This is a genomic window from Algoriphagus marinus, assembly GCF_001936475.1.
Lineage (GTDB): Bacteria > Bacteroidota > Bacteroidia > Cytophagales > Cyclobacteriaceae > Algoriphagus > Algoriphagus marinus.
On the sequence record NZ_MSPQ01000005.1, the window covers coordinates 136,362 to 161,748 of the forward strand.

Consider the following 25,387-nt stretch of genomic DNA (forward strand, 5'->3'; position numbering starts at 1 on the left):
TCAAAAAAGTCTGGTAGGAGAGTAATTTGAATGTTTTTTGAGAAACTTATTAGTTTTATCCTTTAGTCTTTTCAATCATATGATTGATCACTTGGGTGTGTTCATGCTGCGGACTAAACATTACTATCTCGGAATCCTTATTAACTTTTACATTATGCCCGGGAGGCCAGTAAAACAGCTCATTTGAATACACATCCTCTTTAGTGCCTGCTGCATCAGTAGTAGTAAGATGACCACTCAAAAGAAAACCCCAATGAGGGCACTGACATTGATCCCCCTCAAGTCCCATAAATAAGGGCGTTGTGTCCACACCTGAGGAAAGGCTAAAATACTCTCCACTAATCTTACCTAATCCAGTGGCGTCGCCAAAATTAGTCTTCTGTCGGATAACTGCTCCTGGAATCTCCATTTTAACTTCAATGTCGTCTTTTGCAATTTTCATAATTGTGTGATTTAAGTGATTCGGATAAGATCATCCTAAAGTTAGACTTGCTTTTTTTGTTACCGTTATTTTGGAAATCGTTTATAAGAAATCTAACCTTTTTTGTAAGTATTTATAAGATAGCGCTTTATTAATAGCTTTTACGACAAAATGCATGATAGCTTCCAAATCAACAAAGACAATATTTAGAGAAAAGGATTAATTGAAATAGGTCATGATAGTAAAAGAGATTGTTTTTCAAACAATCCGCTTTATCAATTACTACTCGAAAAATCGAACTACAAATGATTTCGATAGCAGAGAAATAAACTAGTGATAATTGAAATGGGGTTAACTTTTAGGACAAATAGGTGGAATGTTGTGCCCAAAAAATTCTCCAGTCTAAATATTAATCCCAAATCCATGCATTAGGACTAACCTCAATCCAACATAAATCACCAGAATAGCGGTAAGCCCGCCCAAAAATCTAAGGTTAAATTTCTTGCTAGAATAGTAGGAACCAATACCTCCTCCTAAGACCACTGCGAGCACCAATTTCCAAATCAGATTCACATCAACTTCGAAAGTACCGGCAACCGTCAATCCTATCAACCCTGAAATCGAGTTGACAAGGATAAAAACCGAGGCTAATGAAGCTACAGTTCGAGGATTTGCCCAATTCAGGAGATTCAAAGTAGGACTTAGAAAAATCCCTCCTCCAATACCTGAAACTCCCGCCAGAAACCCAACACCTCCTCCCAAACTCAGCTTTTTGACCAAACCAAATTCCTGAGATTCAAGTTTTGCCTGAATGTATCTAACCATCATTGCTACCCCGGAAAGGATCAATGAAGCTCCCAAAATCAAGAAGAATACTTCCTGAGAAAGCCTTAACTGAGCGCCGAAATAAGCCAATGGAATACTTGAAACCAGAAATGGCCAAAAGAGCTTGAAGTCAAACACTTTGTTCCTCACAAAAATGATGGTTCCAATTGAGACCACACAAATATTCAAAACCAATGCTGTAGAGCGTATTTCATAAAAATTAGTCAGAAATAAACTCATAATTGCCAGATAGCTGGAGCCTCCTCCGAAGCCAACCGAACTATAGAACAAAGCGATGATGAAAAAGATAAATGGTAAATATTCTATAGTAATCATTCAATTATTTGTAGCTGGATGACAGGCTTTTCAAGTAGGGAATTTTAGACTTGAATTTGACTATTTTTTATTGATCTACCAACGCTGACTCAGAAGATGTAAGAGCAATCAATTATAAAATTTATTGATTGACAGCAATAGTTGAGTGCATTTTTAGAAATTAAGAAGTCTAAAAAAAGAATTAATCATTGTATTTATTCTGCCGAAACTTCAGCGTTTAAAAAAATTATTCATTTCTTGAATTCCTCACTTCAATTCAGGATTCAGAGTTCCCTTCCAAGGTTTTTTCCTACCTTTGCGCTTTCCTAAGTTTTCAAACCAAACCATTCCCAAATGGCGCTCAAAAAAATAGAATCAGCCCTAATTTCAGTCTTTTATAAGGACAATCTTGAACCCATCATCGCCCTTCTAAAGAAGCACGGAGTGAAAATATATTCCACCGGAGGCACACAGAAATTCATTGAGGAGCAAGGCGCAGAAGTAATCCGTGTCGAAGACTTGACCAGCTATCCATCTATTTTTGGAGGCCGGGTGAAAACCCTGCATCCAAAAGTTTTCGGAGGTATTCTATACCGAAGAGAAAATGAAGGAGATCTAGCTCAGGCAGCTGAATTTGAAATTCCAGCTATTGATTTGGTAATCGTTGATTTATACCCTTTTGAAGAAACAGTCGCATCAGGAGCCTCTGAAGCTGATATCATTGAGAAAATTGACATCGGAGGAATTTCATTGATCCGGGCTGCAGCAAAGAATTTCAAAGATGTAACTATCATAGCCTCCAAAGATCAATACACTGAATTGGAAGCAAAACTGACTGCTCAAGATGGACAAACTACATTGGAAGACCGTCGGTATTTTGCAGCCCAGGCATTCCAGGTTTCTTCACATTACGACACTCATATTTTCAATTACTTCAACCAAACTGAAAATATCCCGGCCTTGAAAGTTTCAGAGACAAAAGCCAAAGCGTTGAGATATGGAGAAAACCCGCATCAGTCAGCGCATTTCTATGGTGACATGGAAGCACTTTTTGATCAGTTGAATGGCAAAGAACTTTCTTACAACAACTTGGTCGATGTGGATGCTGCCGTTAATCTGATCGCAGAATTCAAAGGAGAAACTGCTTTTGCAATCTTGAAACATACCAATGCTTGTGGAGTGGCTTTGGCTCCAACTGTAAAAGAAGCCTATCAAAAAGCTTTCGCAGCAGATACCACTTCCGCTTTTGGAGGAGTATTGGTGACCAACCAAACTGTCGATAAGGACGCTGCAGAAGAAATGCATTCCCTGTTCTTCGAAGTATTGATTGCTCCTGCATTTACGGATGAGGCCTTGGAGGTTTTGATGAAAAAGAAAAACAGAATCCTTTTGGTTCAGAAAATGGATCTTCCTGGTACCAAAATGATGAAAACACTTTTAAATGGTGTAATCGAGCAAGACAAAGATTTGGTAACAGAAACCAAAGCAGATTTCACCGTTGCAACCAAAAAGGCGCCAACTGAAGAAGAGCAAGACGCTTTAGTTTTCGCAGCAAAAATCTGTAAACACACTAAATCCAATACCATCATACTTTCCAATTCCAATCAGCTATTCTCAAGCGGAGTAGGTCAAACTTCGAGAGTGGATGCACTTCGTCAGGCAATCGAAAAAGCTAAGGCTTTTGGCTTTGATTTGAATGGAGCAGTAATGGCATCGGATGCCTTCTTCCCTTTCCCTGATTGTGTGGAAATTGCCGGTGAAGCAGGAATCACAGCGGTAGTTCAGCCAGGCGGATCGATCAAAGATCAGGATAGCATTGATTATTGTGATGCGCATGGCATGGCAATGGTAATGACGGGTGTTCGTCATTTCAAACATTAATCTTTGACAAACCATAGGTTTTCAGAAGTAAGGCCTTTGAGATTTTCTTTATCTCAAAGGCTTTTTTTCATTTAATAAATAGTGGTTTCTTTCAAAAATCACCGCTCTTCCAAACTCACCTTTCATTTACCCACTCGAATCCCCTATTTTGCAGTGCGAATCAAATTCGGATAGAATCCGTACTTGGTTTTCTGTATTTCGTACTTCATACATCCTATGAAATCACATCAACTCAAACTATACAACACTCTTTCCAGATCGAAAGAAGATTTTAAAGCTATCAAACCCCCATTTGTAGGTCTATATGTCTGCGGACCAACTGTCTATGGAGATGCTCACCTTGGTCATGCGAGACCTGCCATCACTTTTGACACTGTCAACCGCTACCTGACTTACTTGGGATACAAAGTTCGATATGTCCGAAATATCACCGATGTAGGTCACTTGCAGGGAGATGCTGATGAAGGAGAGGATAAGATTGCCAAAAAAGCAAAGCTTGAGCAATTGGAACCGATGGAGATTGCACAGCAATACACAGACTCCTATCATCGGGATATGGCTTTATTGAATACCTGGAAACCCAATATTGAACCTCGTGCGACGGGACACATCCCCGAGCAAATCGAATTGGTAGAATCAATTCTGAAGGAAGGTTTGGCATATGAGGTAAACGGTTCGGTGTATTTCGACACGCTGAAGTACAACGAGATCACACCATATGGAAGACTTTCAGGTAGAGTAATCGATGAGTTGATGAGCGGAAGTCGTGATCTTGACGGTCAAAGCGAAAAGCGCAATTCTGTGGATTTTGCCCTCTGGAAGAATGCGGCCCCCGAGCATCTGATGAAATGGAATTCCCCTTGGGGAGTAGGTTTTCCAGGTTGGCACTTGGAGTGTACCGCTATGAGTTCAAAATACCTCGGAACTCAATTCGATATTCACGGTGGTGGAATGGACTTGATGTTTCCACATCATGAATGTGAGATCGCTCAGGGTAATGCCTGCAATCATAAAGATCCCGCGAACTATTGGATGCACAATAATATGATCACCATCAATGGTCAGAAGATGGGTAAATCGCTCGGTAACTTTATCACCTTGCAGGAGCTCTTTACCGGAAACCATAAATTATTGGAGCAGGCCTATAACCCGATGACGATTCGTTATTTTATCTTGACAGCCCACTATCGCTCCACCTTGGATTTTTCCAATGATGCACTTCAAGCTGCGCAAAAAGGTTATAAAAAACTGATCAATGGACTTCGAATCGCTAAAATGCTCTTTTTTGATGAAGCGGATGCAGCGATAGATGAAGAGCAAGTGAAGCAAGTAGAAAACAGCATTGCCGCAGCTTTTCGCGCCATGGATGATGATTTCAACACTGCTCAGGCGATTGGACATTTATTTAATTTACTAAAGAAAATAAATTCAATCTATACTGGACAGCTTTCTGCCGGAGTTTTCGGAAAGGAGGTTTTCGACAAGTTAGTAGGGACCTATATCCAGTTTGTTGAAGATATTTTAGGACTGACTGAGGAAAAATCCGATTCGCAAAATGGCATGATAAACTTGATGCTAAAGCTTTATCACGAGGCTAAAACTGCACGAGATTATGCAAAAGTAGACGAGATCAGAGCTGGATTAAAGGATTTGGGTTTTGTAGTCAAAGACATGAAAGATAAAATTGACTGGGCATATGAAGAATAGAATTTGGATCCTTGGACTTTTGCTTTTGGTAATAGCTTGTAGCTCGCCTGAGAAAAAAGCTGAGTCGGTAATTGATACACCAATTGCCAAACCCTATCCGAAATTCAATCCGGATTCTGCTTATGCCTTTATCCAAAAACAAGTGGACTTTGGACCAAGAGTTCCTGAAACTCCAGCTCATGCTGCTACAAAAGATTGGCTTATCCAAAAATTTGAAGAATACAGTTTTAGCGTCCAAACACAGGATTTCGAAGCTAAAACATATGATGGTTTGACTTGGGATCTCAGTAATATCATTGCTTCTTATAAACCTCAAGCCACCAAGCGTGTGCTCTTGGCGGCCCATTGGGACAGTAGAAGAATTGCTGATAAAGACACCGAACGAATAGATGAACCTATCGATGGCGCAAATGATGGCGCTTCTGGTGTCGGTGTATTACTTGAAATCGCACGAACGATCGCGTCTCAGGGCTTGAAGCCGGATGTAGGTATTGATATTATTCTTTTTGATGGGGAAGATGATGGGGAGCCTGAGCAAGCTTCGACTCGAGACAATTCCCAAATCTGGTGGTGTTTGGGATCACAGTATTGGTCCAAAAACAAGCATGTACCAAATTATTCTGCTTATTATGGAATTTTGGTCGACTTGGTGGGTGCTAAAGGAGCTCGTTTCTTTAGGGAAGGTTACTCCCGGCAATATGCTTCGGGCATTCTAAAAAAGGTTTGGGATAATGCTGCACAAATAGGCCAAGGAGATTTTTTTGTCAACAGAGATTCTCCGGATATTTTGGATGATCACGTTTTCGTGAATGCAAATGCAGGCATCCCTATGATTGATATTATTGAGTTTTCCCCGGATTATGGATTTGGTCATTATCACCATACACATGGGGATAATATGGAGGTAATTGACAGACGAACCTTGCAAGCGGTGGGAGAAACTGTTTTATTTACTATTTATCAGGAATAATAGAATTTTCAACGTTTATTGCAATCTAAACAATGGAATACGATTGCAGTTTTTGAATATTCAATAATTCCCTCGATTTGTAAATGATTCTATCATGAAAAAAGGGCATCAGATAACGATGAAGGAAATAGCCAAGAAATTGGGCGTTTCCGTTTCTACTATTTCCAGAGCATTAAAGGATTCTCCAGAACTCCATCCGGAGACTAAACGGAGGATTGTAGAGATGGCTAAGGAAATGAATTATCAGCCTAACCTCCTGGCTCAAAGCCTTCGAATCAGCCGCACCAAAACCCTTGGAGTAATCGTACCGGAAATCACTTCACACTTTTTCGCCTCCTGTATTAGTGGAATCCAGGATTATGCGAATAAACGTGGCTACAATGTCATGATCTGCCAATCCAATGAATCCATTGAACAGGAAAAAGCGAATATCAAAACACTGGTTGCCACACAAGTAGATGCACTTTTGATCTCTCTAAGTCGGGAAACCAATCATTTCGAGCATTTGGATGAATTATATAGCAGGGAGATTCCATTCGTGCTTTTCGATCGCGTACATGAGGAAATGCCTGTTTCAAAAATAACTTTCAACGATACGGGAGGAGCTTATCAGGTAACTAAACACCTTCTTGAAACTGGCCGAAAGCGAATCATGTACATTTCAGGACCCGAAGATTTATACATTTCCAAAAAGCGCAAAGAAGGGTATTTAAAAGCATTAGCTGAATTTGGAATCAACGAAAAAGATGAATTAATCAAGGTAACTGACCTGACTCTTGAAGGAAATTTGAAAGTAGCTCAAGAAATCATTGAAATGAATCCAAGACCAGACGGAGTGTTCTGCATGATCGACCCATTAGCTGTGGATGTATTAACTTATTGGAAAAGCAAAGGGATCAGAATCCCTCAAGACATGGCATTGGCAGGATTTACCAACAACCCAACTTCGGCTGTCGTAGAACCACCTTTAACTACCGTGTCCCAGCCTGGCTATGAAATGGGGAAATTAGCTGTAAGTCACTTACTTGACCAACTGGATGGCTTGACATCTGACGACCCCATCTCCATCGTACTGGAAACTACTTTAGTTCCGCGTCAATCAACAGCTCAACTTTAAAAATGAAAAAACGAATATCCGAAGTTTTTCAAGATCTTTTTTCCCAAAATCCATTAATCGCTTTTGCTCCAGGGAGAATTAATCTTATCGGAGAACATACTGATTATCAAGAAGGACTTGTCTTTCCAGCAGCTGTGAAACAAGGGATTTACATAGCTATTGGCCGAAATCAAGAAGGCCATTGTAGGTTATATTCCCTCGATTTCGACGAAGAATACACTTTTTCTTTAGATTCGATTTCGCCCCAAAAAGGTCATTGGGTAAATTATGTAATGGGAATGCTAAGCCAATTGAAGCAGTCGGGATTTGCACCACAAAGCTTTGATATGGTCATCGGAGGTACTATCCCAGTAGGGGCAGGACTATCCTCTTCGGCTGCACTTTCCATCGCAATAGGAACTGCGATCACTTCCTTATTTAACTATCAAGTATCAAAAAAATCACTGGTTCTTTATGCTCAGAAATCTGAGCATCTCTATGCTGGTGTCAATTGTGGAATCATGGATCCCTACGCTTCGGCTTTCGGTAAAAAATCCCATGCTCTTCTACTAGACTGCAGAAACAATTCACATGAAGAGATTCCAATTGATTTAGGCCATTTTCAATTGGTTTTGGTGAATAGTAAGGTCAAGCATAGTTTAGCAGATTCTGCTTATAACAAAAGAAGAATGGCTTGCGAGGAAAGTGTTGAGATTCTGAAAATTGAATTTCCGGAAATCAAAACCTTACGTGACATAGCGATTTCTGATCTGGAAAAGGTTGAAAAAATCCTCCCTGAAGAACTTTTTCCCAAGGCCAAACATGTAATTACTGAAAATCACCGCGTATTTGAAGCAGCAGAATCACTTCGCCGGCGAGACCTCCTCACATTTGGTAAATTACTCAATGCTTCCCATACAAGCTTATCTACGGATTTTGAGGTGAGTTGCGCAGAATTAGACTTTTTAGCTAGCCAAGCCCAAGGTATGCTTCAGGTATTAGGATCCCGAATGATGGGAGGTGGTTTTGGTGGCTGTACTCTGAATCTTGTTGATAAAGAATTTTTAGTAGAGTTTAAGAATCAGATTCAAAATAGCTATCAAAAGGCGTTTGGAATAATCCCGGATTTCATCGAAGTGGAGCTCTCGGACGGAGCCTCCGTAATCCACTCTGATTCAACCTCTTTTTAAAAATAGAATCTATTGTATCAAAAAGAAATAATTGACCGTTTAGCAATCAATTCCTCCGAATTTCAGTTAACTCGAAAGATGTTTCTTTTAATTCCCTATTTTCCGAAAAATATTAAACCTATGAATTTCCCAAAAAACCTAAGAAGCTTAACCCTGCTTCTTTTGATTACCATGGTGGGACTTTGGAGCTGTCAAAACAAGCGCTCTGGAGATCCAAAAGTATTGGTTTTCAGCAAAACGGCAGGATATTATCACCAATCGATTCCTGCAGGAATCGCTGCCATCCAGAAATTGGGGGCAGAAAATGGATTTGCAGTTGATACTACGACCAACTCAGAACTATTTAACGAAGAAAATCTAACCCAATATGCTGCGGTTATTTTCCTAAGCACTACCGCAGATGTACTCAACAATTACCAGGAAGCTGAATTTGAGCGCTATATACAGGCGGGCGGAGGATTTGTTGGAATCCATGCCGCGGCAGATACCGAATACGAATGGGGATGGTACAATCGTCTGGTAGGAGGTTATTTTGCTGATCACCCTGGGATTAACGACCCTAACCCAAACGTACAACCTGGTTCAATCACTGTAGTAGATAAATCCAATGCATCAACATCCTTCCTTCCAAGTCCTTGGGACCGAACAGACGAGTGGTACAGCTACAAGAAAATGAATCCGGAAGTCAAGGTTTTATTGACTTTGGATGAGAATTCCTACAAAGGCGGAATGGATATGGGCGAACACCCTATCGCATGGCACCATGATTATGATGGAGGTAGAGCCTTCTATACTGGTGGTGGCCATACCAATGAGTCATTTACAGAGGAATTATTTTTGAAGCACTTAGTGGCAGGAATTCAATATGCGATAGGAGACAATCTCGAATTGGATTACTCAAAAGCTAAGACAAAACATGTCCCTGAAGAAAATCGATTTACAAAGACAACTCTTTCTGTCGGTGAGTTTACCGAACCTACGGAAATGACCATCCTTCCCAACTTAGATATTCTTGTAGCTCAGCGAAGAGGTGAGATTTTACTTTTTGACAATCAAACTGAAGAACTTAAAGAGGTCGCAAAGCTTGACGTCTATTGGAAAACAGATGTAAAAGGAGTTAATGCTGAGGAAGGCTTAATGGGAATTCAGAAAGATCCCAACTTTGCAGACAACGGTTATGTCTTCGTTTATTATGCACCAACTGGTGATAAGTGGGTAAATCGACTTTCTCGCTTTACTTTCAAAAACAACAACTGGGATATGGCTTCAGAAGTAGTGATCCTAGATGTAGATTCTCAACGAGATATTTGTTGCCACACTGGAGGTTCAATTGCTTTTGATAAAGACGGAAATCTATTCCTTTCTACTGGTGACAACTCTACTCCTTTCAACCAAAATGATTCCAAATACATTCTCAATGGGTATGCTCCTTTGGATGGCAGACCAGGCAGAGAGCAGTGGGATGCCAGACGATCTTCAGGGAATTCAAATGATCTCCGTGGTAAAATCCTTCGAATCAAAGTAAATCCTGACGGTAGCTACGATATTCCAGAAGGCAACCTCTATCCTAAAGGAACTGAGAAAGCACGAGCTGAAATATTTGTTCAGGGAAATAGAAATCCATACAGAATCTCAGTAGATCAGAAAAAAGGCTGGGTTTATTGGGGCGAAGTGGGACCTGATGCACGCCTTGACAGTATGGATACTCGTGGTCCAAGAGGCTATGATGAAGTCAACCAAGCCCGTCAGGCAGGCAACTTTGGCTGGCCATATTTTGTAGGAGATAATTACGCTTATCATGACTTTGATTTTGAAACAGGAACACCGGGTATGGCTTTCGATCCGGCAAAACCAATAAACAATTCTCCAAGCAATACAGGCTTAAAAGAACTTCCAGCAGCCCAACCGGCATTTATCTGGTACCCCTATGCAGAATCGCCGGACTTTCCGGCAGTAGGAACAGGTGGCCGAAATGCCATGGCAGGACCAGTTTACTACCCTGATCTGTATACTTCAGACACCAAATTCCCGGATTATTATGCCGGAAAGGTTTTTATTTACGATTGGATTCGAGGTTGGATCAAGGCAGTGACTATGACCGAATCAGGTGATTTTGATAAGATGGAGCCATTTATGCCAGGTACAAAATTCAATGCGCTCATCGATATGGAAATGGGACCTGATGGCAGAATGTACATTCTCGAATATGGTAATGGATGGTTCTCTAAAAATCCAGATTCTGGACTTTCTCGAATAGACTTTAATGGTGGAAACCGTGCGCCTTCTGTCACAGAAATCGTGGCTGACAAAACCTCAGGTAAAGCACCATTGACGGTGAATTTCAAAGCAACCGCAACAGACCCTGAAAAAGACGCTTTGTCTTTCATTTGGGATCTTGGAAATGGAAAAACTGAAACGACTACTGAGCCTACTCTGACTTACACCTTTGATCAAATCGGAGAATATGAGGTAAAAGTAACTGCGGCAGATCCTGCTGGTTTGTCAGGCATGAGTGGAATAGCGAGCGTCTATGCAGGAAATGTTGCTCCGGAAGTTGCTATTGAAATCAAAGGAAATAAGTCATTCTATTTCCCTGGCAAGCAAGTAGCATACGAAATATCCGTCTCAGATGAGGATCATCCAGATGCTGGAAAAGACATGAGTACACTTTACGTCTCTGCCGATTATCGTGAAGGCGTTGATATGGCCGAAGCGGACATGGGACACAAAATCATGACAGATGCTATGGTTGGTAAATCGTTAGTCTCTTCTTTGACTTGTAAGACTTGCCATAAGGAAGCTGAAACCTCCATTGGACCAGCATATACTGATGTAGCTAAGAAATACACTGAAAAAGACATCCCTTATCTGACTACCAAAATCATGAATGGTGGCGGAGGAGTTTGGGGAGAGACCGTGATGCCTGCTAATCCAAACCTGAAAGGATCAGAACTAAGTGCTCTGATCAGCTATATTCTTTCTCTTGATCAGACAGCAGCCAAGCCTACTCTACCAGCATCCGGATCTATTGATCCAACAATGGGTAAAGCTCCATCATCGTCTGGAACCCTGGTATTGACAGCTTCATACACCGATCAAGGTGGAGAAGGAATTAAGCCGCTCTCTGGATCAAAAAGTGTGTACTTAATGAACAACACTGTTGATTTAGGGAATGCGGTCAATTTGAAGGACTATACTTCAATGAGTTTTGGTGGAAGAAATCTCTTGATGGTTCCAAAAACAGAAGCCCATTTTGCCATTAAGAATGTCGATCTTACTGATATCTCTTCAATTATGCTAATCACTGGAACAAGAGATGTGATGTCAGAAGAAATGATTTTTGAAGTGCATCTCGATAGTCCTACAGGACCAAAAGTAGCTGAAGGAACATTTGTTCAAGGAGAGTTCAAACCCGATGGTACTGGCACTTCAATAAAACCATTTGTACTACCGGTGACGGGAACTTCAGATGGTAAATTGCATACTGTATATGTGACAAGTAAGACTAAAAATGGTGGCGACCCTGGCGCATTTATCCTTGTTGGAATTACTTTCATGCCTAAGTAATCTGCTAATTAAAATCAAAAAAGGCCAATTCCAGATTTGGAATTGGCCTTTTTTGTTGAGTCCAAAGAAAGGTTAAATTTCGATCCCTACTTTAAAGGAGAAAATGGCAATGTTTTAAACATTACTGCATCAACTTTTTCTACGATTTTGCCTGAGGCTTCGGACTCATCCCGAGCCTTAATCCATTCTGGATCCTTTAAAAAAGCCTGGAATCCTGCATCAAAGCTCGCTTGATCTTTAGCCCCGAGAAGGTACAAAAGCTTAGGTTGTGAGCCGTCTTTTGGTACAGTCATCCAATACGGATAATTTCTCAACCCTTGCTTCTCAAAAAGGTCTTGGGTATGATCTCGGAATCTAGCTTGGATATTTGGGACTTTTCCCTCGAATAAGGTATAAGTTCGCATCTGAATCACTCCACTAGGCATGGGCTTGGGATTATCATTGAGATGAGGAGCAAGCACCATAAAAGTTTGGTCTATACTTTTAACTAAAGGACCATTTACACGAGAAGCCTCGAATGCCTTTTTCCATTCTGGATCATTCATAAAAGACTCCCACATCTGATCTCTCGACTTTTCATCAGGATAGCCTAATATATAAGTCATCGAATTATCGGTGTTATCCACTGGCACGAAATAGGCAATATTTTCCATCCCAGCCTTTTCAAACAACTTTATGGTGTGATTTTCAAAGCGATTCAACAAATCCTGAAGCTTTCCCTCGTTTGCATAGTATTTCCGTACTTCAAAATACCTGGACTTCATATCAGAGTTTTGCTGCGCAAAACCTGAAAGTGCCAGAAAGAGCAGAAATACGCTTGATAGTATTTTTTTCATGGTTTTTTTGGGTTTGAAAGATGATAATTTAGGTGTTTATTTCAATAATGAATTTAAATGAGAGATATAGTCTCTTTAAGCTTTCCATGCTTTCCAAAGCGCTGGGCTTAATGCGATAGCGATTATTAATAAGCCAAAGGTCTCTCGGTTTTCTTCCATTTGTTGGGTTTTCATGGTAAGGTCTTTTTGAGCCCATTCCTGAGAAACCCAATCCCCTACTCCTCCTGGGAAAAAGTAAATAGCACCCAATAGACATAGTATTACAACCAAGGTGAGCGGTATCTTCGGGAAAATACCTCTAACACCAAGCAAACAAAAAATCACTGCGACTACATAGATACTTACCCAAATCTCAGGATCTGGATCATTAAACTGCCAATAGGCAAACAAAGCAAACAATACTGCCCAAATACCAAAGAATATTTTGTTAAATTTCATTGAATAAGTCGTTTTGATCAAATCTAACCAAATCAACTCAAAAAAATTACTTTAAAGTGCCAGCATTTTTTAAAAAATTTATGATCTATTCTCAAATAATTACAGATTCAAGATAATTTTTTAAAAATAAAGAATGAGCCCATGTCTACATATTTTTCCTGCAAATCCTAAGAGATTTACCCCAACTATCAATGACACTTTACCTCCTAAAGTCTCTTAACCAGATTACCGAGAAATGATTAAAATCTGTCATGCCCAAACAAACGCTGATTTAGAGAGAATTTTAAAACTACAGCGAGAAAATTCCCTATACAGTATCACGTTAGAGGAGAAAAAAACCGAAGGTTTTGTGATGGTTCAACACCTATTAAAGGATTTAAAAGCCTTTGCCAAAGAAGCACCACAGGTCATTGCAAAAGATGGCGAAGAAATTTGCGGCTATGTTCTAGCCATGCCAAAATCACTTCGGCAATCTATGGCTATGCTTGTACCGATGTTTGAGCAAATGGATAAAATTCTAATCCAAGGCCAATCGATCACAGCATATGAATTTATCACCATAGGCCAGGTCTGCATCAAAAAGGGTTACCGAGGAATTCAACTTTTTGACCAACTCTATGATGCGTATCAAAGCGAGTTCCGGTCAAAATTTGATTTTGCAATCACGGAAATTTCAACGAGCAATATCCGGTCCATGCGAGCCCATGAACGAGTAGGTTTTAAAACAATTCACACCTTCAAAGACGAATATGAAGAATGGAATATTGTGTGTTGGGATTGGAATAAGGTATTAGAATAAAAAACTATCTGAACCAAACCGAAGAAAAGGTCTATAAGACAGAAAATATTCTTAAAAAGATAAAATTAAAAGTGAAAAAAAATATTTTGAAAATATAAATAAAGCTATAATCAATTGAAAGTAAGTAGCCTAAATTAAACGAAGTATTAAACCCTATGAATCAAAATCCAATTAAATATTTAGTATTAAATAATTATTAAGATCAGGAAAAATTTTTCTCTCAGATAAAAAACTATAATTTTACAAGACATAGTAAATACGAATTTAAAATTTTGTCTTTCTTAATGGGAAGAATTTAGTAACCTAGGAATCCTGATTAATTGAATCTTCTTGATTTATATGAAGAACTTTTAGTCAAAAAAATTAGGATTATCAACAATTAAAATTAAATCAAAATGAGAATCGGCATATTAATTCAAGAATTTGAGGTGTTATCAAATTGGGAATTAAGAATAATAAATGAAATCCTAAAAGACCCATCTCTTGAATTGGCTTTATTAATACAGGACGGGAGAGAAGGGAATAATAGTACAAAAACGCTAAAAAGCAGATTAAATAGATTACTAAAATCTAAGAATATTTTTGGAAAAATACTTTTCAGTCTTCAAACAAAAATTGAAAACTTCTTATTTAAAGAAAAAATAACTGTTGATAAAGAAAGAATTATAAGAGAATTAAATAAAATCAATAAAATAAATGTAGAACCAAAAAGGAAAGGATTTTTGGATATTTTTGATGATAACGATGTTGATAAAATCAAAAAATATGATCTTGATATTATTTTACGTCATGAATTTAATATAATTAGAGGGAGCATATTACAAGCAGCGAAGTATGGTATTTGGTCGTTCCATCATGCTGACAATTTTATTAACAGAGGAGGTCCTGCAGGGTTTTGGGAAATAGTTTTAAAACAACCTTCTGTTGGTGTTACTTTACAAAAACTAACACCTGAATTAGACGGAGGACTTGTTATAGATAAAGCATTTTTTAATCGAAACTGGTCTTTTGTAAGGACAAGCAGACTTATTTTAGAAGGCTCAGTTTCTATTCTACTTAAAAATATTAAAAAATTACAAAATGGTGAATTCAAACCAACAAAATCGCTCGTCTATTTCAACCCTCTTTATAAAGCCCCAGGCTTAAAAATGGTCTTAAAATACATGTTTCTTTTTTATTCTAAATTATTAGGAAGAGCTATGGAAGAAACAAACTATAAGATTTTCGGTCGTCGATTTGATTGTTGGACACTTTTTATAGGAAAAGGTGATTTTCTCAATTCAACATTATTTAGATTAAAACCCATAAAACTTCCCAAAAAAGAATTCTGGGCTGATCCGTTCATTTTCAACCATAATAATGATAATTATATATTTTTTGAAAACTATAATTACACTACAAAGAAAGGGAAGATATCCTGCGGGAAAATCACTAATAATGAATTAACTGATATCGCCGATGTTATAGAAACAGACTATCACTTGTCATATCCTTTTATTTTTAAAGAAAATGAGGATATTTTTCTAATGCCTGAATCAAGTGCTAACAATCGCTTAGAAATATATAAATGTATTAAATTCCCCACAGAATGGGAACTTCACACGACAGCATTCGAAAATGAAAAAGTGGCAGATGCCTTTTTCTATACTGATAAAGACAAAACCAAGTGGCTATTCATAAACAAACAAATGGATATTAATGCTCCATTTGAAAGTGAATTATACATTTATAAAGTAAACTCATTTGATTTAAAAGATTTAGAACCTCATAAAAATAATCCGGTCATGATCAACTCCGAAATAGCAAGGAATGGAGGACCTATTTTTGAATATGAAAATGAAATTTATCGACCATCCCAAGCAAATATTGACGGAATTTATGGACGGGCATTAAATATCAATAAAATAGAAAAACTAACTATTGATGAGTACATAGAAAACACCATTGTAACAACTTATCCTAATTTTCAAAAAGGATTAATATCTATGCATCATCTACATCAATCAAATGGATTGTTTGTTATTGATGCTGCATATAAAAAAATATAATAAATTGACATATATATTAGCTAAAACCAAACAACAAGTACACCTACTTTAAACGCAAGAGTCTCTTTGAGATTCTTGAAAGTTTGAGATGCAAAAGTATTATCGAATCAAAGTTTGGTAAAAGAAATTATAAATTTTAGATCCAAATCAGCACTAAAATATTCTTAAAAACAAAAACGGGAAACTATTCTTGCGAATGCTTCCCGTTCTACAGCTTGAAAACCATAGTCCCCAAACTGCATCAAGCTACAGTTATTAGCTTTTCCCAGTTACCCGGGTCAAAATTCAATGTTCTCAGTCGCCCCTAAGAGCATGTCCCAAATGAGAATTCCTGTAATGCACTTCTGCAGTTTCCTGTCTCAATCTATCCCATTAGAATAAACCCTTCATGCCAGTCATCTCGAAACCCAACGAGTGGATTCCATATTGGGCCGATCTGTTTTTGCACTTCTGCGGTCTCCCGTTACAAACAACTGGGATTAACCAGCCATTCCTTTGTGCCCGATTGCTTTCCTCCCGAGGGATTCTCGCCAGTTGATTAATTCGCTTTATACACTTCTGGAGTAACCTCTCTCAACAAGATGAAAACTCATCTAGTCCTTCATGTGCGAAAATCTGAATCTTTCCGAAGAGTTCATCAAATTCAACCAAATCGTTTGTTGGCACTTCTGCGGTTATCCGTTTCAGAAATCTACCCGAAAGTAAATCCCCCTTTGCGCCCGATCTCAAACTTTCAAACTTAAATCCGGGGTCGTATCCCCGACTTTTTATCTCTTACTTGATGTATTAAAGTTGCGTTATATTTTTGCAGAAGGCAATTTTTAAAGACGTTTTTTACCCCCAATTTTTCCACCAAATATTATTCTAAATAAACAAGCTTATACACTGATTTTCAAGACTTATACACCTGTTTATCCACAAAATAGCTGTCTTTTTTACACCCTTATTCTTTTTATCCCCAACCTCACTTTCTTTATTTAATCGCTATTCGCATCAAATGCATATCTGCTGTCATATACAGATACTTTTCTTCCGTATCAAAACCACAATTTGCCGTTGCCTGACCGGTTTGGATCGTTCCTAAAATCTTTCCTTCTGCTGAAATCACTAATACTCCTCCCGGACCAGTGGCGAAAATTGTCCCAGAAGAATGCACTTTCAATCCGTCAGGCAGCCCCTTCTTTTCCTCAGATACTCTATCACTCACATCCAATAGAATTCTTCCGCTGATTACTTGCCCAGTTTCATCCAGATCATATGCATAATACCGTGCCTTCTCTGCATCTGACTGAGCTATGTAAAGAATCTTTTCATCAGGACTTAAGGCCACTCCATTCGGCCGATGAAGGCTATCAATCTGCAAAGTCAATTCTCCATCTAGTAAGCGATAAACACCTTGGAAATCAAGCTCTTTTTTATCCCATTCATCCAAGCCATATGGAGGATCTGTGAAAAAAATCCCACCATTGGAATGCACAACCAAGTCATTGGGGCTATTGAACTGCTTTCCCTCCCATCCAGCAGCCAGAATTTCAAATTGGGGATTAGGGTCTTGGAGCGAACCTTTGAGCCTTCCTAATTGCCGTTCTCCATGCTGACATAGTAGTAAGTTGCCTTCATGATCAAGAGTCAATCCATTTGAACCAGGTTCATGTTTATCCATCCGTTCCCCAAGATAGCCTGAAGGTTCCAAAAAGATAGATAGGCTATCCTTTTCAGACCAGCGGTAGATTTTATTTTCCGGTACATCTGAAAAAAGCAAGGCCTGTTGATCTTCAATCCAAATGGGTCCCTCCGACCAATCAAACCCTGATGCAAGAATTTCTATTTCCGCATCTTCTGAAATAAGGGAATTTAAAGCGGGATCAATCCGCTCAATTGAACCAGTGACCTGATACTTTCTTTCAGGAATAATCGTTTCAGCTTTTTTGGAAGAAAATGTACATGCATTTGCGAAAAGCAAAATAAAAACAACTGGATAGTATTTCATGGTAATTTAATTAGACTTGAATTTACATAAAAAAGAAAAGCATCGGAATTGACCTTTTTTCTCTTCAATACAAATTCCATAAAATAACCAGTCAGTTATTTTTGGGTTTCACGCTCTACAGGATAAAGTGGAAATAGAGAATTCGAGCTATGCGCTTGGTCCATCAACTGAACCAACTCCGCTAATTTTTCCGGATTACTAAAAGCTAGGTTTTCTGTTTCATTTGGGTCTTTCGACAAATCATAGAGTTCTAAGAATGGACCTTCCTTGCCAAAAACCTGCAGCTTCACTGCCTTCCAATTCCCTTGTCGAATGGCTTGCTTTCCTCCCTGCTCGTGAAACTCCCAATAGAGGTACTCATGATTCTGCTGTTGGCCTCGGTTGAATAAAGTTGGCACGAAAGAAATGCCATCCGTTTTTGAATTCGGCTTAGTTCCTGCCAGCTCTGAAAATGTCGGAAGCAGATCCCAAAAGGCCAGAGGCGTATCACTTTTACTTCCAGCTTTGATTTTTCCAGGCCAATAGGCAATCATCGGTGTCCGAATTCCTCCCTCGTAAAGATCTCGTTTGTGACCTCGAAATGGCCCGTTGCTATCAAAAAAATCCGGATCGGCTCCACCTTCCTGATGGGCTCCATTATCTGAGGCAAAGATGATAATGGTATTTTCTGCCATGCCTAATTCTTCTAATTTATTAACTACTTCTGCTACATAGCGATCGATTCGCTCCACCATCGCCGCAAAGGTTGCATGCGGATAAGGCTGAGATTGATACCCTGGAATCGCCATCTCCGGACCATAATCTGCTCCTTTTGATTTAGCGACATATGGTGTTTCATTTGGGAATTTGGATTGATATTTTTTCAAAACCTCATCCTCAGGCGCAGCCAATTCAGCATGAGGCATCACAATCGGCATAAATAAGAAAAATGGATTCTTCTGATTCTTTTCAATAAACGCTAGCGTTTTTTCCTGAATCAAATCTGGTGCATAGTCTCCTTTGGTAGTCCAATCATTGCCGGGAAGATTTACTTTTTGGAAATTATCCCATAAATAATCGGGGTAATAGCGATGCGCAAAGCGCTGGCAGTTGTAGCCAAAAAACTGATCAAATCCTTGATTGACTGGATCACCTTCCGAACCTGGAAATCCCAATCCCCATTTGCCAAAAGCTCCGGTGACATAACCTGCTTCTTGAAGGAGTTTAGAAATGGTCATCACCGAATCAGGCATGGGCTGCTGCCCTTCCGGCTGAACTTCGGTATTCCCCCTAATCGGCGTATGCCCCGTGTGCAAACCTGTCATAAAAGCAGAACGAGAAGGTGCACAGACCGTAGCCCCAGAGTAAAAATTGGTAAAAAACATGCCTTGACTTGCCAGTCGGTCGATGGCGGGAGTTTCAATGTATTGCTGACCCAGAAACCCCAAATCTCCCCAGCCTAGATCATCAGCCAAGATGAAGACGATATTAGGCTTTTTTTCTTCCAGAGTCACTTGAGGTTCCTGCTTGCAGGAAAAAATCAGAATGGCCCAAAAGCCAAAAACTATCAAAATTGACCAAGCTTTTTTCACATCATTCATCCGTTTAAGATACTAAATTCAAATCTTAAAGCCCAGATGCTTTGGCAACCATCCCTCTCTCTTTAATTAAGTTTTCTCTAACCTTAAGCGAACGATAAACCTGCAAAGGACCCGCCGCTCCTCCATTTTGGATTCTTGCTTCAGTCACTAAGCAACGAACATCTGTCTGAAAGGCTGCCTGCAAAATCTCCTGAGCTCCGGAAACATCCCCGGATTTTTGACATTCGGCTAATCGTACCCGATCTACCAAAAGCGACTTAGCAAAGGAAATCGCAATCGCTTCCAAAGCCTGAATCAAATCTTCCATAGGGTCTTTCACATTATGACTGGCATCGATCATCCAGGATATGGAATCCCAAGATTGCGCGCTGTCTGAAGCCCCTCCCACCAATTCACAGAAAATCAAAAACAACTGATAAGGCTTGATACTCCCGGTAGTCAGGTCATCATCTCCATATTTGCTATCATTAAAGTGGAAGCCTGCCAACTGATTTTGATACATCAGCGTAGCTACGATCTGCTCGATATTGGTATTGGGTAGATGATGACCCAGATCCACTAGCACTTTTGCCCGATCCCCAAGCTGCCGACAAATCAAGGAAGAAGTACCCCAATCAGGAATAATCGTATGATAGAAATTAGGTTCGTAGGGCTTGTATTCCAAAAGGAGTTTCCAATCTGAAGGCATCTCTTGATAGATTTCCTTTAAAGAATCTATGGTCCATTGTAAAGAATTTCGAAAACTAGCCTGACCTGGAAAATTACTCCCATCTGCCAACCAAACGGTCAAGCCTTTACTGCCCAACTTTTCACCGATCCGAATCACATCGACATTATGGGCTACTGCCTGATCTCTTACGGACTTGGAAGCATTCCCGAGCGAACCCATTTTGTAGGATTCTTTTTGGCCATAGTCCTGAAAAGTATTGCTGTTCATCGCATCAAAGGACAAACCCAGCGAATCCGCTTTTGCCTTGATACCTGCATAATCACTGGGAATATCCCAAGGAATATGGAGCGAAACGGCAGCTATTTTCTTAGTCAAGGCAGCAAGCATACCGATATCCTCTAGCTTTTCTTCCAGATTTCGGGGTTCGCCTCCGATCGAAAATCGACCGAAGCGCGTCCCTCCGGCTCCCAAGGCCCAACTTGGTACTGCGATCTGAAATGCAGCGATTTTAGAAATCAGTACATTGATGTCTAAACCTAATTTTTCCAGTTTTTCAGAGAGAATTGCCAAGGATCGCTCGTGAAACTCGTCAGGTTCGAATGCTTGGATTTGGGAATTGGTGATGTTCATGGATTACTGTTAGCTATTTTCGGTTTTCGTCTTTGCGAGGACTTTAATCATTTGTTCCTTATGCTTAATACTTCAAGTCCGAAGCAATCTTTAAATAATATGTGTTAAAGAAAATGTCACTCAACATTATCTTGATTGATTTTAGGTAAAAACAATCCCCCTTATCCCTTTTTTAAAGGGGATTAGATCCGATTCTCATTTGAATCTTGAATTATAATTAAACCTGGACTTATCCGAATACTCATATTCTATTTTAATTAAAGAGCGCAAAATTCCACTATTCAAGACATTCATCCTCCAAATTCTCAATTTGCTTTCTGACAAATTCGCTTCGGTCTCCCGTCTTCGGTCTTTTTTCATCCAACTTCCGTCTCCTAACATCTGACTTATATTTTCTGTCTCAACTCCCCACTTCGGACTTCTGTCTCCCGTCTTCGGTCCTCCTATTAATCCAAAAAGGTGCAGATCCAAACCAAGCGACCATCCCAAGGGTCATGAGCGACTTAGTTTCTTCAAGATCTATACTTCCCATGAAAATCAATACTGGGGGAATCATGGTCAGTAATAATCCTATCAGGGAAATTATTTTCAAAATTGCTTTCATGCCAGTTTCAATTTAACAGATGAATAGTAAAATTTGGAAAGGCCTATAAAAATAAAGACCGCGATAAACCAGCCTGGAAGACCAAGAAAAAACACCTCAATTCCGTAGAATTGATTTAAACCCAGACAAATGACCAAAGTCAAGACCCAAGCGACGAAAGCTGGAAGGCTAAAATTGCTCTTGTTTGTCAAAGCTTGCTCAGCTTGAAATCCAAATCGCTTTGAAAAATAGAAGTCAGCAAAAATAACCGCTCCCATTGGCATCAAGAGCAAACCATATAGTGCCACAAAATCCAACAACTTCATCACCAAAGCTGGAAAGCAAGCTGCCAAACTGGTGATTCCTCCGACGATGGCCGTAATCTTCCAAGTGTGAGTTTTAGGAAAAATCCCCTGTAATGCCAGTCCTGCTCTATAGATCGTAGGATTTGCAGTAGTCCATCCGGCTACAATTACGCAAACAGCCCCAGCAATGCCTGCAGTTTGAAAAGCGATTTCCCCTGGAGCAAAAGAAGTGGAAGCAGAATTAGATTGGAGAAAGACTGCATATAATATTCCTGAAGCAATCCATGCAAAGAAATGCCCGATGTACATGCCAGCAAAGGAAAGAAAGCCATACTTCCAAGAGCGAGCATAGCGAAGTATCGTCAAGTCCGACATCCCAATATGCATGGCCATATTACAAAACCAAGCAAAAAAGATGATATGCCAAATGGTGAATTTGGACATTCCTTCCAGTGGAATTCCAGTCCAAATCACTTCATTAGATATCGCCAATAAACTTTCCCAAGAATTCACACCCAATTGAGACAAGCCGATCAATCCAGCCCCTATGAAAATCAGAATCATCCAAGGCGCCATCAAATTTGCGAAGCGAGCCACATAAGAATACCCTTGAATGGCAACTAATGTAATCACCGCACCCATCAGAATCACCGTAATCACCCAACCTGAGGTTCTCGGCATCCAATCAGTCAGCGTGGGCATTTCCAATCCAAAAGGGATTCCAACAGCAGTAGCCGAGACGGCAATCATCGAACCCGCCAGAAAGCAAAACATCAGTGCATTCACTAGATTATATCCCGCTACAAGTCGCTTCCCTACGATTCGTTCCAATTGATAATAAAGCGTAAGTCGTTTGGAAGTCGCTATCGGAGCAGTGATTAAAGCCCAACTAAAAACAGCTAAGAGATTACCAATAAGGAGTCCAAAAATCAAATCTCCAGCAGCCACTCCGTGTGCGACGAAAAGTGGCCCAATTACAAATTCAGTACCGGCCGTATGCTCCCCGGCGTACATTCCAAGGAAACTATTTCCGGATTTCAACTCCGAAGCAGGCACGGGAGTCCGCTCAAATTCATTTGTCTCGCTTAGTACTTTTTTGAAAATTGATGAGGCCATAAGGGTTATTTGTTAGCTTAAATAAAGTAAGTCTACCTCGGAGCCTATCCTGCACTATCCTACTGAATTTTGGATTAGGAATTATAAAGAATCTTCGATAAAGAAAATTGAAGAAAAAAATTTTGGAATTATCCTGAAGACCGAACTCTTATAAAGAGGTATAATTCTGAAATGGTTTTAAATTGAACCATCGGATGGGTTAATTAAAATCCACTGCTCAAGACAGCACAGGATGCAATTGGCTTCCTTTTCCAACAAATTGACCTTAAGAAAATCCTTTAAATCCAATGAACCAAGAGACAAAAAATTTCAAGCACGTAAGTTACCTCTGGGATGAAGAGAAAGCCTCAAAACTTGAAGGCAATGAGGTAGACCTTTTAATTTATCGATCCAATATGCTAGGGGCAGACTTGAGAATCACGAATTACGGTGGTGGAAATACGAGTTGCAAGACTTTTGAAAAGGATCCTTTGACCAAAGAAGAAGTAGAAATCATGTGGGTGAAAGGTTCTGGAGGAGATATTGGAACTTTAAAAAAATCTGGCCTAGCAGGATTATATGTCGATAAATTGCGATCGCTGAAGGGCATCTACCGTGGCCTTCAATTTGAGGACGAAATGGTTGAGCTCTTTAACCATTGTATCTATGATCTTGCTTCTAAAGCCCCATCGATTGATACGCCACTTCATGCATTTTTACCTTTTAGGCATATCGATCACCTTCATCCTGATGCGGCTATTGCTATTGCTGCCTCAAAAGATGGAGAGCGAATCACAAAAGAACTCTGGAAAGGACAAATCTCATGGGTTCCTTGGCAGCGCCCCGGCTTCGACTTGGGACTTCAGCTCAAACAATCCCTAGATGACAATCCTGGAATTCGAGGAATTATGCTCGGAGGCCATGGACTTTTCACTTGGGGCGATACCGCTTACGAATGCTATTTGAATAGCCTCGAAGTTATAGAAATGGCTTCCGAATATTTGGCGGAAAACTATGGTAAAAAGCGTCCGGTTTTTGGTGGAGCGAAAGTAACTCCCCTAGATCCGGAAACACGGAAATCCCAAGCTGCAAAATTAGCTCCATTGCTAAGAGGTCTGGCCTCTTCTGAAAACCTGATGGTTGGCACTTTTACAGACGCACCCGAAGTGTTGGAATTCATCAATAGCCATGATCTTGGGAAATTGGCTCCGATGGGAACTAGCTGTCCTGACCATTTCCTTAGAACCAAAATCTCTCCTTTGGTCTTGGATATACCTGCTAATCAAGACTTGAGTGATCCTAAATCTATTAAAGATCAAATTGCAAGTGCTTTTCAAGGGTATCGTGAAATGTATGCGGATTATTATCAGAAGCATAAGCGCGCAAATAGCCCTGCAATGCGGGATCCTAATCCTGTAGTGATTATTTGGCCTGGAGTAGGCATGTTTAGCTACGCTAAAAACAAGCAAACGAGTCGTGTTGCGAGCGAATTTTACATCAATGCAATCAATGTGATGCGTGGTGCTGAAGCAGTTTCGGAATATGTGTCCTTGCCATTACAGGAAGCTTTCGATATCGAGTATTGGTTATTGGAAGAAGCCAAGCTACAACGGATGCCGAAAGAGCAACCGCTTTCCAGGAAGATTGCTTTAGTCACAGGAAGTGCAGGAGGGATCGGAAAAGCTATCGCAGAGAAATATGTACAAGAAGGAGCCTGCGTTGTTGTAACTGATATTGATGCTAACCGTCTGATAGATGCGGAGGCAGAATTTCTACTCAAGTACGGAAAGGATTCTTTTTTAGGAGTCAAGTTGGATGTGACAGATTTGACAAGCTTGGAAAAAGCAATTGAAGCCACTTGTCTAAAATTCGGCGGAGTCGATATCATTGTGAATAACGCCGGAATTTCCATCAGCAAAAGCTTTGAAGATCATACCAATCAAGACTGGTCAAAGCTCAATGATATCCTCGTTATGGGCCAATACCATGTCTCCAAAGCAGGTGTGAAAATCATGAAAGAGCAAGGCTTGGGTGGTGACATCGTGAACATTGTTAGTAAAAATGCACTCGTAGCTGGCCCGAAAAACGTAGCATATGGAACCGCAAAAGCGGCTCAACTCCATATGTCAAGATTAATGGCAGCAGAACTTGCAGAGGATAAAATCAAGGTAAACGTGATCAATCCGGATGCTGTGATTGAAAACTCAAACATCTGGGAGGGTGGATGGGCCGAGAATCGTGCTAAGGCTTATGGCGTAGAATTGAAGGATTTACCGCAGTATTATGCCAATCGAACTTTACTTAAGGAAAGCGTAAAAACTTCGGATATCGCTGATGCGGCTTTTGCCTTTGTAAGTGGACTACTTTCTAAGAGTACTGGAAATATGCTAAATGTTGATGGTGGATTGGCGGCAGCTTTCCCTCGATAGTTAATTGAAAAC

At 39.9% G+C, this 25,387-nt stretch carries 18 protein-coding genes; 9 read left to right on the forward strand and 9 right to left on the reverse strand.

The features are described 5' to 3' along the window. Window positions 1-55: 55 nt before the first annotated feature. Window positions 56-442: a cupin domain-containing protein gene (locus BVC88_RS09320; RefSeq protein WP_075350411.1), complete on the reverse strand. Its 387-nt coding sequence runs from the start codon at window positions 440-442 to the stop codon at window positions 56-58. Window positions 443-823: 381 nt separating this feature from the next. Further along, the gene (locus BVC88_RS09325) at window positions 824-1,582 is read right to left on the reverse strand and encodes a sulfite exporter TauE/SafE family protein (protein ID WP_075350412.1); all 759 of its coding nucleotides are present in this window, start codon (window positions 1,580-1,582) and stop codon (window positions 824-826) included. A 333-nt stretch (window positions 1,583-1,915) separates the two neighbouring features. Between BVC88_RS09325 and purH the strand changes: the two genes are divergently transcribed. The 6 genes from purH to BVC88_RS09355 all read left to right on the forward strand — a co-directional run bounded on the left by purH (window position 1,916) and on the right by BVC88_RS09355 (window position 11,972). Continuing rightward, on the forward strand, window positions 1,916-3,442 hold the full coding sequence (gene purH / locus BVC88_RS09330) for a bifunctional phosphoribosylaminoimidazolecarboxamide formyltransferase/IMP cyclohydrolase (protein ID WP_075350413.1): 1,527 nt from the start codon (window positions 1,916-1,918) through the stop codon (window positions 3,440-3,442). 216 nt (window positions 3,443-3,658) lie between these two features. Further along, on the forward strand, window positions 3,659-5,149 hold the full coding sequence (cysS, locus tag BVC88_RS09335; RefSeq protein ID WP_075350414.1) for a cysteine--tRNA ligase: 1,491 nt from the start codon (window positions 3,659-3,661) through the stop codon (window positions 5,147-5,149). After that, window positions 5,139-6,119 (forward strand): M28 family peptidase, encoded by a 981-nt coding sequence (locus tag BVC88_RS09340; RefSeq protein WP_075350415.1) that lies wholly within the window; start codon window positions 5,139-5,141, stop codon window positions 6,117-6,119. Before cysS ends, BVC88_RS09340 begins: the two co-directional genes overlap by 11 nt. Window positions 6,120-6,213: 94 nt before the next feature. Continuing rightward, entirely contained in the window at window positions 6,214-7,236 is a 1,023-nt protein-coding gene (locus tag BVC88_RS09345) for a LacI family DNA-binding transcriptional regulator (protein ID WP_075350416.1), read from the forward strand. A 2-nt stretch (window positions 7,237-7,238) separates the two neighbouring features. Then, a complete protein-coding gene (locus tag BVC88_RS09350) occupies window positions 7,239-8,405 on the forward strand; it encodes a galactokinase (protein ID WP_075350417.1) in 1,167 nt (388 codons plus the stop codon). A 120-nt stretch (window positions 8,406-8,525) separates the two neighbouring features. Beyond that, window positions 8,526-11,972 carry a ThuA domain-containing protein gene (locus BVC88_RS09355; RefSeq protein ID WP_075350641.1) on the forward strand — a complete coding sequence of 1,149 codons (3,447 nt, stop codon included), beginning with the start codon at window positions 8,526-8,528 and terminating at the stop codon, window positions 11,970-11,972. Between the two features lie 86 nt (window positions 11,973-12,058). Here BVC88_RS09355 and BVC88_RS09360 read toward each other — a convergent pair whose 3' ends face one another. Next, complete coding sequence (locus tag BVC88_RS09360) at window positions 12,059-12,808, reverse strand: NIPSNAP family protein (protein WP_075350418.1); 750 nt, start codon at window positions 12,806-12,808, stop codon at window positions 12,059-12,061. Window positions 12,809-12,883: 75 nt separating this feature from the next. Next, window positions 12,884-13,246, reverse strand: a complete 363-nt coding sequence (locus tag BVC88_RS09365; RefSeq protein ID WP_075350642.1) for a transmembrane 220 family protein — start codon at window positions 13,244-13,246, stop codon at window positions 12,884-12,886. Window positions 13,247-13,481: 235 nt separating this feature from the next. Here BVC88_RS09365 and BVC88_RS09370 point away from each other — a divergent pair, with 235 nt between their 5' ends. Together BVC88_RS09370 and BVC88_RS09375 are read left to right on the forward strand one after the other, a co-directional pair. After that, the gene (locus BVC88_RS09370) at window positions 13,482-14,045 is read left to right on the forward strand and encodes a GNAT family N-acetyltransferase (protein WP_075350419.1); all 564 of its coding nucleotides are present in this window, start codon (window positions 13,482-13,484) and stop codon (window positions 14,043-14,045) included. A gap of 395 nt (window positions 14,046-14,440) precedes the next feature. Then, on the forward strand, window positions 14,441-16,093 hold the full coding sequence (locus BVC88_RS09375; RefSeq protein WP_075350420.1) for a glucosamine inositolphosphorylceramide transferase family protein: 1,653 nt from the start codon (window positions 14,441-14,443) through the stop codon (window positions 16,091-16,093). 973 nt (window positions 16,094-17,066) lie between these two features. Here BVC88_RS09375 and BVC88_RS09380 read toward each other — a convergent pair. From BVC88_RS09380 to BVC88_RS09405, 5 genes are all read right to left on the reverse strand, one after another. Then, window positions 17,067-18,083, reverse strand: a complete 1,017-nt coding sequence (locus BVC88_RS09380; RefSeq protein WP_083639063.1) for an SMP-30/gluconolactonase/LRE family protein — start codon at window positions 18,081-18,083, stop codon at window positions 17,067-17,069. 95 nt (window positions 18,084-18,178) lie between these two features. Then, entirely contained in the window at window positions 18,179-19,663 is a 1,485-nt protein-coding gene (locus tag BVC88_RS09385) for an arylsulfatase (RefSeq protein ID WP_083639064.1), read from the reverse strand. 25 nt (window positions 19,664-19,688) lie between these two features. Next, window positions 19,689-20,963 carry a TIM barrel protein gene (locus BVC88_RS09390; protein WP_075350421.1) on the reverse strand — a complete coding sequence of 425 codons (1,275 nt, stop codon included), beginning with the start codon at window positions 20,961-20,963 and terminating at the stop codon, window positions 19,689-19,691. Between the two features lie 400 nt (window positions 20,964-21,363). Beyond that, a complete protein-coding gene (locus BVC88_RS09400) occupies window positions 21,364-21,567 on the reverse strand; it encodes a hypothetical protein (protein ID WP_075350423.1) in 204 nt (67 codons plus the stop codon). Continuing rightward, the gene (locus BVC88_RS09405) at window positions 21,564-22,967 is read right to left on the reverse strand and encodes a purine-cytosine permease family protein (protein WP_075350424.1); all 1,404 of its coding nucleotides are present in this window, start codon (window positions 22,965-22,967) and stop codon (window positions 21,564-21,566) included. Before BVC88_RS09405 ends, BVC88_RS09400 begins: the two co-directional genes overlap by 4 nt. Before the next feature lie 287 nt (window positions 22,968-23,254). On the opposite strand from BVC88_RS09405, the gene BVC88_RS09410 reads away from it, so the two are divergent. Continuing rightward, complete coding sequence (locus tag BVC88_RS09410) at window positions 23,255-25,375, forward strand: bifunctional aldolase/short-chain dehydrogenase (protein ID WP_075350425.1); 2,121 nt, start codon at window positions 23,255-23,257, stop codon at window positions 25,373-25,375. The last annotated feature ends 12 nt before the right edge of the window (window positions 25,376-25,387 follow it).

What these genes read in the sequence shown, in the direction of transcription:
- BVC88_RS09320 (WP_075350411.1), bottom strand. Translation starts at nt 442, where the DNA reads ATGAAAATTGCAAAAGACGACATTGAAGTTAAAATGGAGATTCCAGGA.
- BVC88_RS09325 (WP_075350412.1), bottom strand. Translation starts at nt 1,582, where the DNA reads ATGATTACTATAGAATATTTACCATTTATCTTTTTCATCATCGCTTTG.
- purH (WP_075350413.1), top strand. Translation starts at nt 1,916, where the DNA reads ATGGCGCTCAAAAAAATAGAATCAGCCCTAATTTCAGTCTTTTATAAG.
- cysS (WP_075350414.1), top strand. Translation starts at nt 3,659, where the DNA reads ATGAAATCACATCAACTCAAACTATACAACACTCTTTCCAGATCGAAA.
- BVC88_RS09340 (WP_075350415.1), top strand. Translation starts at nt 5,139, where the DNA reads ATGAAGAATAGAATTTGGATCCTTGGACTTTTGCTTTTGGTAATAGCT.
- BVC88_RS09345 (WP_075350416.1), top strand. Translation starts at nt 6,214, where the DNA reads ATGAAAAAAGGGCATCAGATAACGATGAAGGAAATAGCCAAGAAATTG.
- BVC88_RS09350 (WP_075350417.1), top strand. Translation starts at nt 7,239, where the DNA reads ATGAAAAAACGAATATCCGAAGTTTTTCAAGATCTTTTTTCCCAAAAT.
- BVC88_RS09355 (WP_075350641.1), top strand. Translation starts at nt 8,526, where the DNA reads ATGAATTTCCCAAAAAACCTAAGAAGCTTAACCCTGCTTCTTTTGATT.
- BVC88_RS09360 (WP_075350418.1), bottom strand. Translation starts at nt 12,808, where the DNA reads ATGAAAAAAATACTATCAAGCGTATTTCTGCTCTTTCTGGCACTTTCA.
- BVC88_RS09365 (WP_075350642.1), bottom strand. Translation starts at nt 13,246, where the DNA reads ATGAAATTTAACAAAATATTCTTTGGTATTTGGGCAGTATTGTTTGCT.
- BVC88_RS09370 (WP_075350419.1), top strand. Translation starts at nt 13,482, where the DNA reads ATGATTAAAATCTGTCATGCCCAAACAAACGCTGATTTAGAGAGAATT.
- BVC88_RS09375 (WP_075350420.1), top strand. Translation starts at nt 14,441, where the DNA reads ATGAGAATCGGCATATTAATTCAAGAATTTGAGGTGTTATCAAATTGG.
- BVC88_RS09380 (WP_083639063.1), bottom strand. Translation starts at nt 18,083, where the DNA reads ATGAAATACTATCCAGTTGTTTTTATTTTGCTTTTCGCAAATGCATGT.
- BVC88_RS09385 (WP_083639064.1), bottom strand. Translation starts at nt 19,663, where the DNA reads ATGAATGATGTGAAAAAAGCTTGGTCAATTTTGATAGTTTTTGGCTTT.
- BVC88_RS09390 (WP_075350421.1), bottom strand. Translation starts at nt 20,963, where the DNA reads ATGAACATCACCAATTCCCAAATCCAAGCATTCGAACCTGACGAGTTT.
- BVC88_RS09400 (WP_075350423.1), bottom strand. Translation starts at nt 21,567, where the DNA reads ATGAAAGCAATTTTGAAAATAATTTCCCTGATAGGATTATTACTGACC.
- BVC88_RS09405 (WP_075350424.1), bottom strand. Translation starts at nt 22,967, where the DNA reads ATGGCCTCATCAATTTTCAAAAAAGTACTAAGCGAGACAAATGAATTT.
- BVC88_RS09410 (WP_075350425.1), top strand. Translation starts at nt 23,255, where the DNA reads ATGAACCAAGAGACAAAAAATTTCAAGCACGTAAGTTACCTCTGGGAT.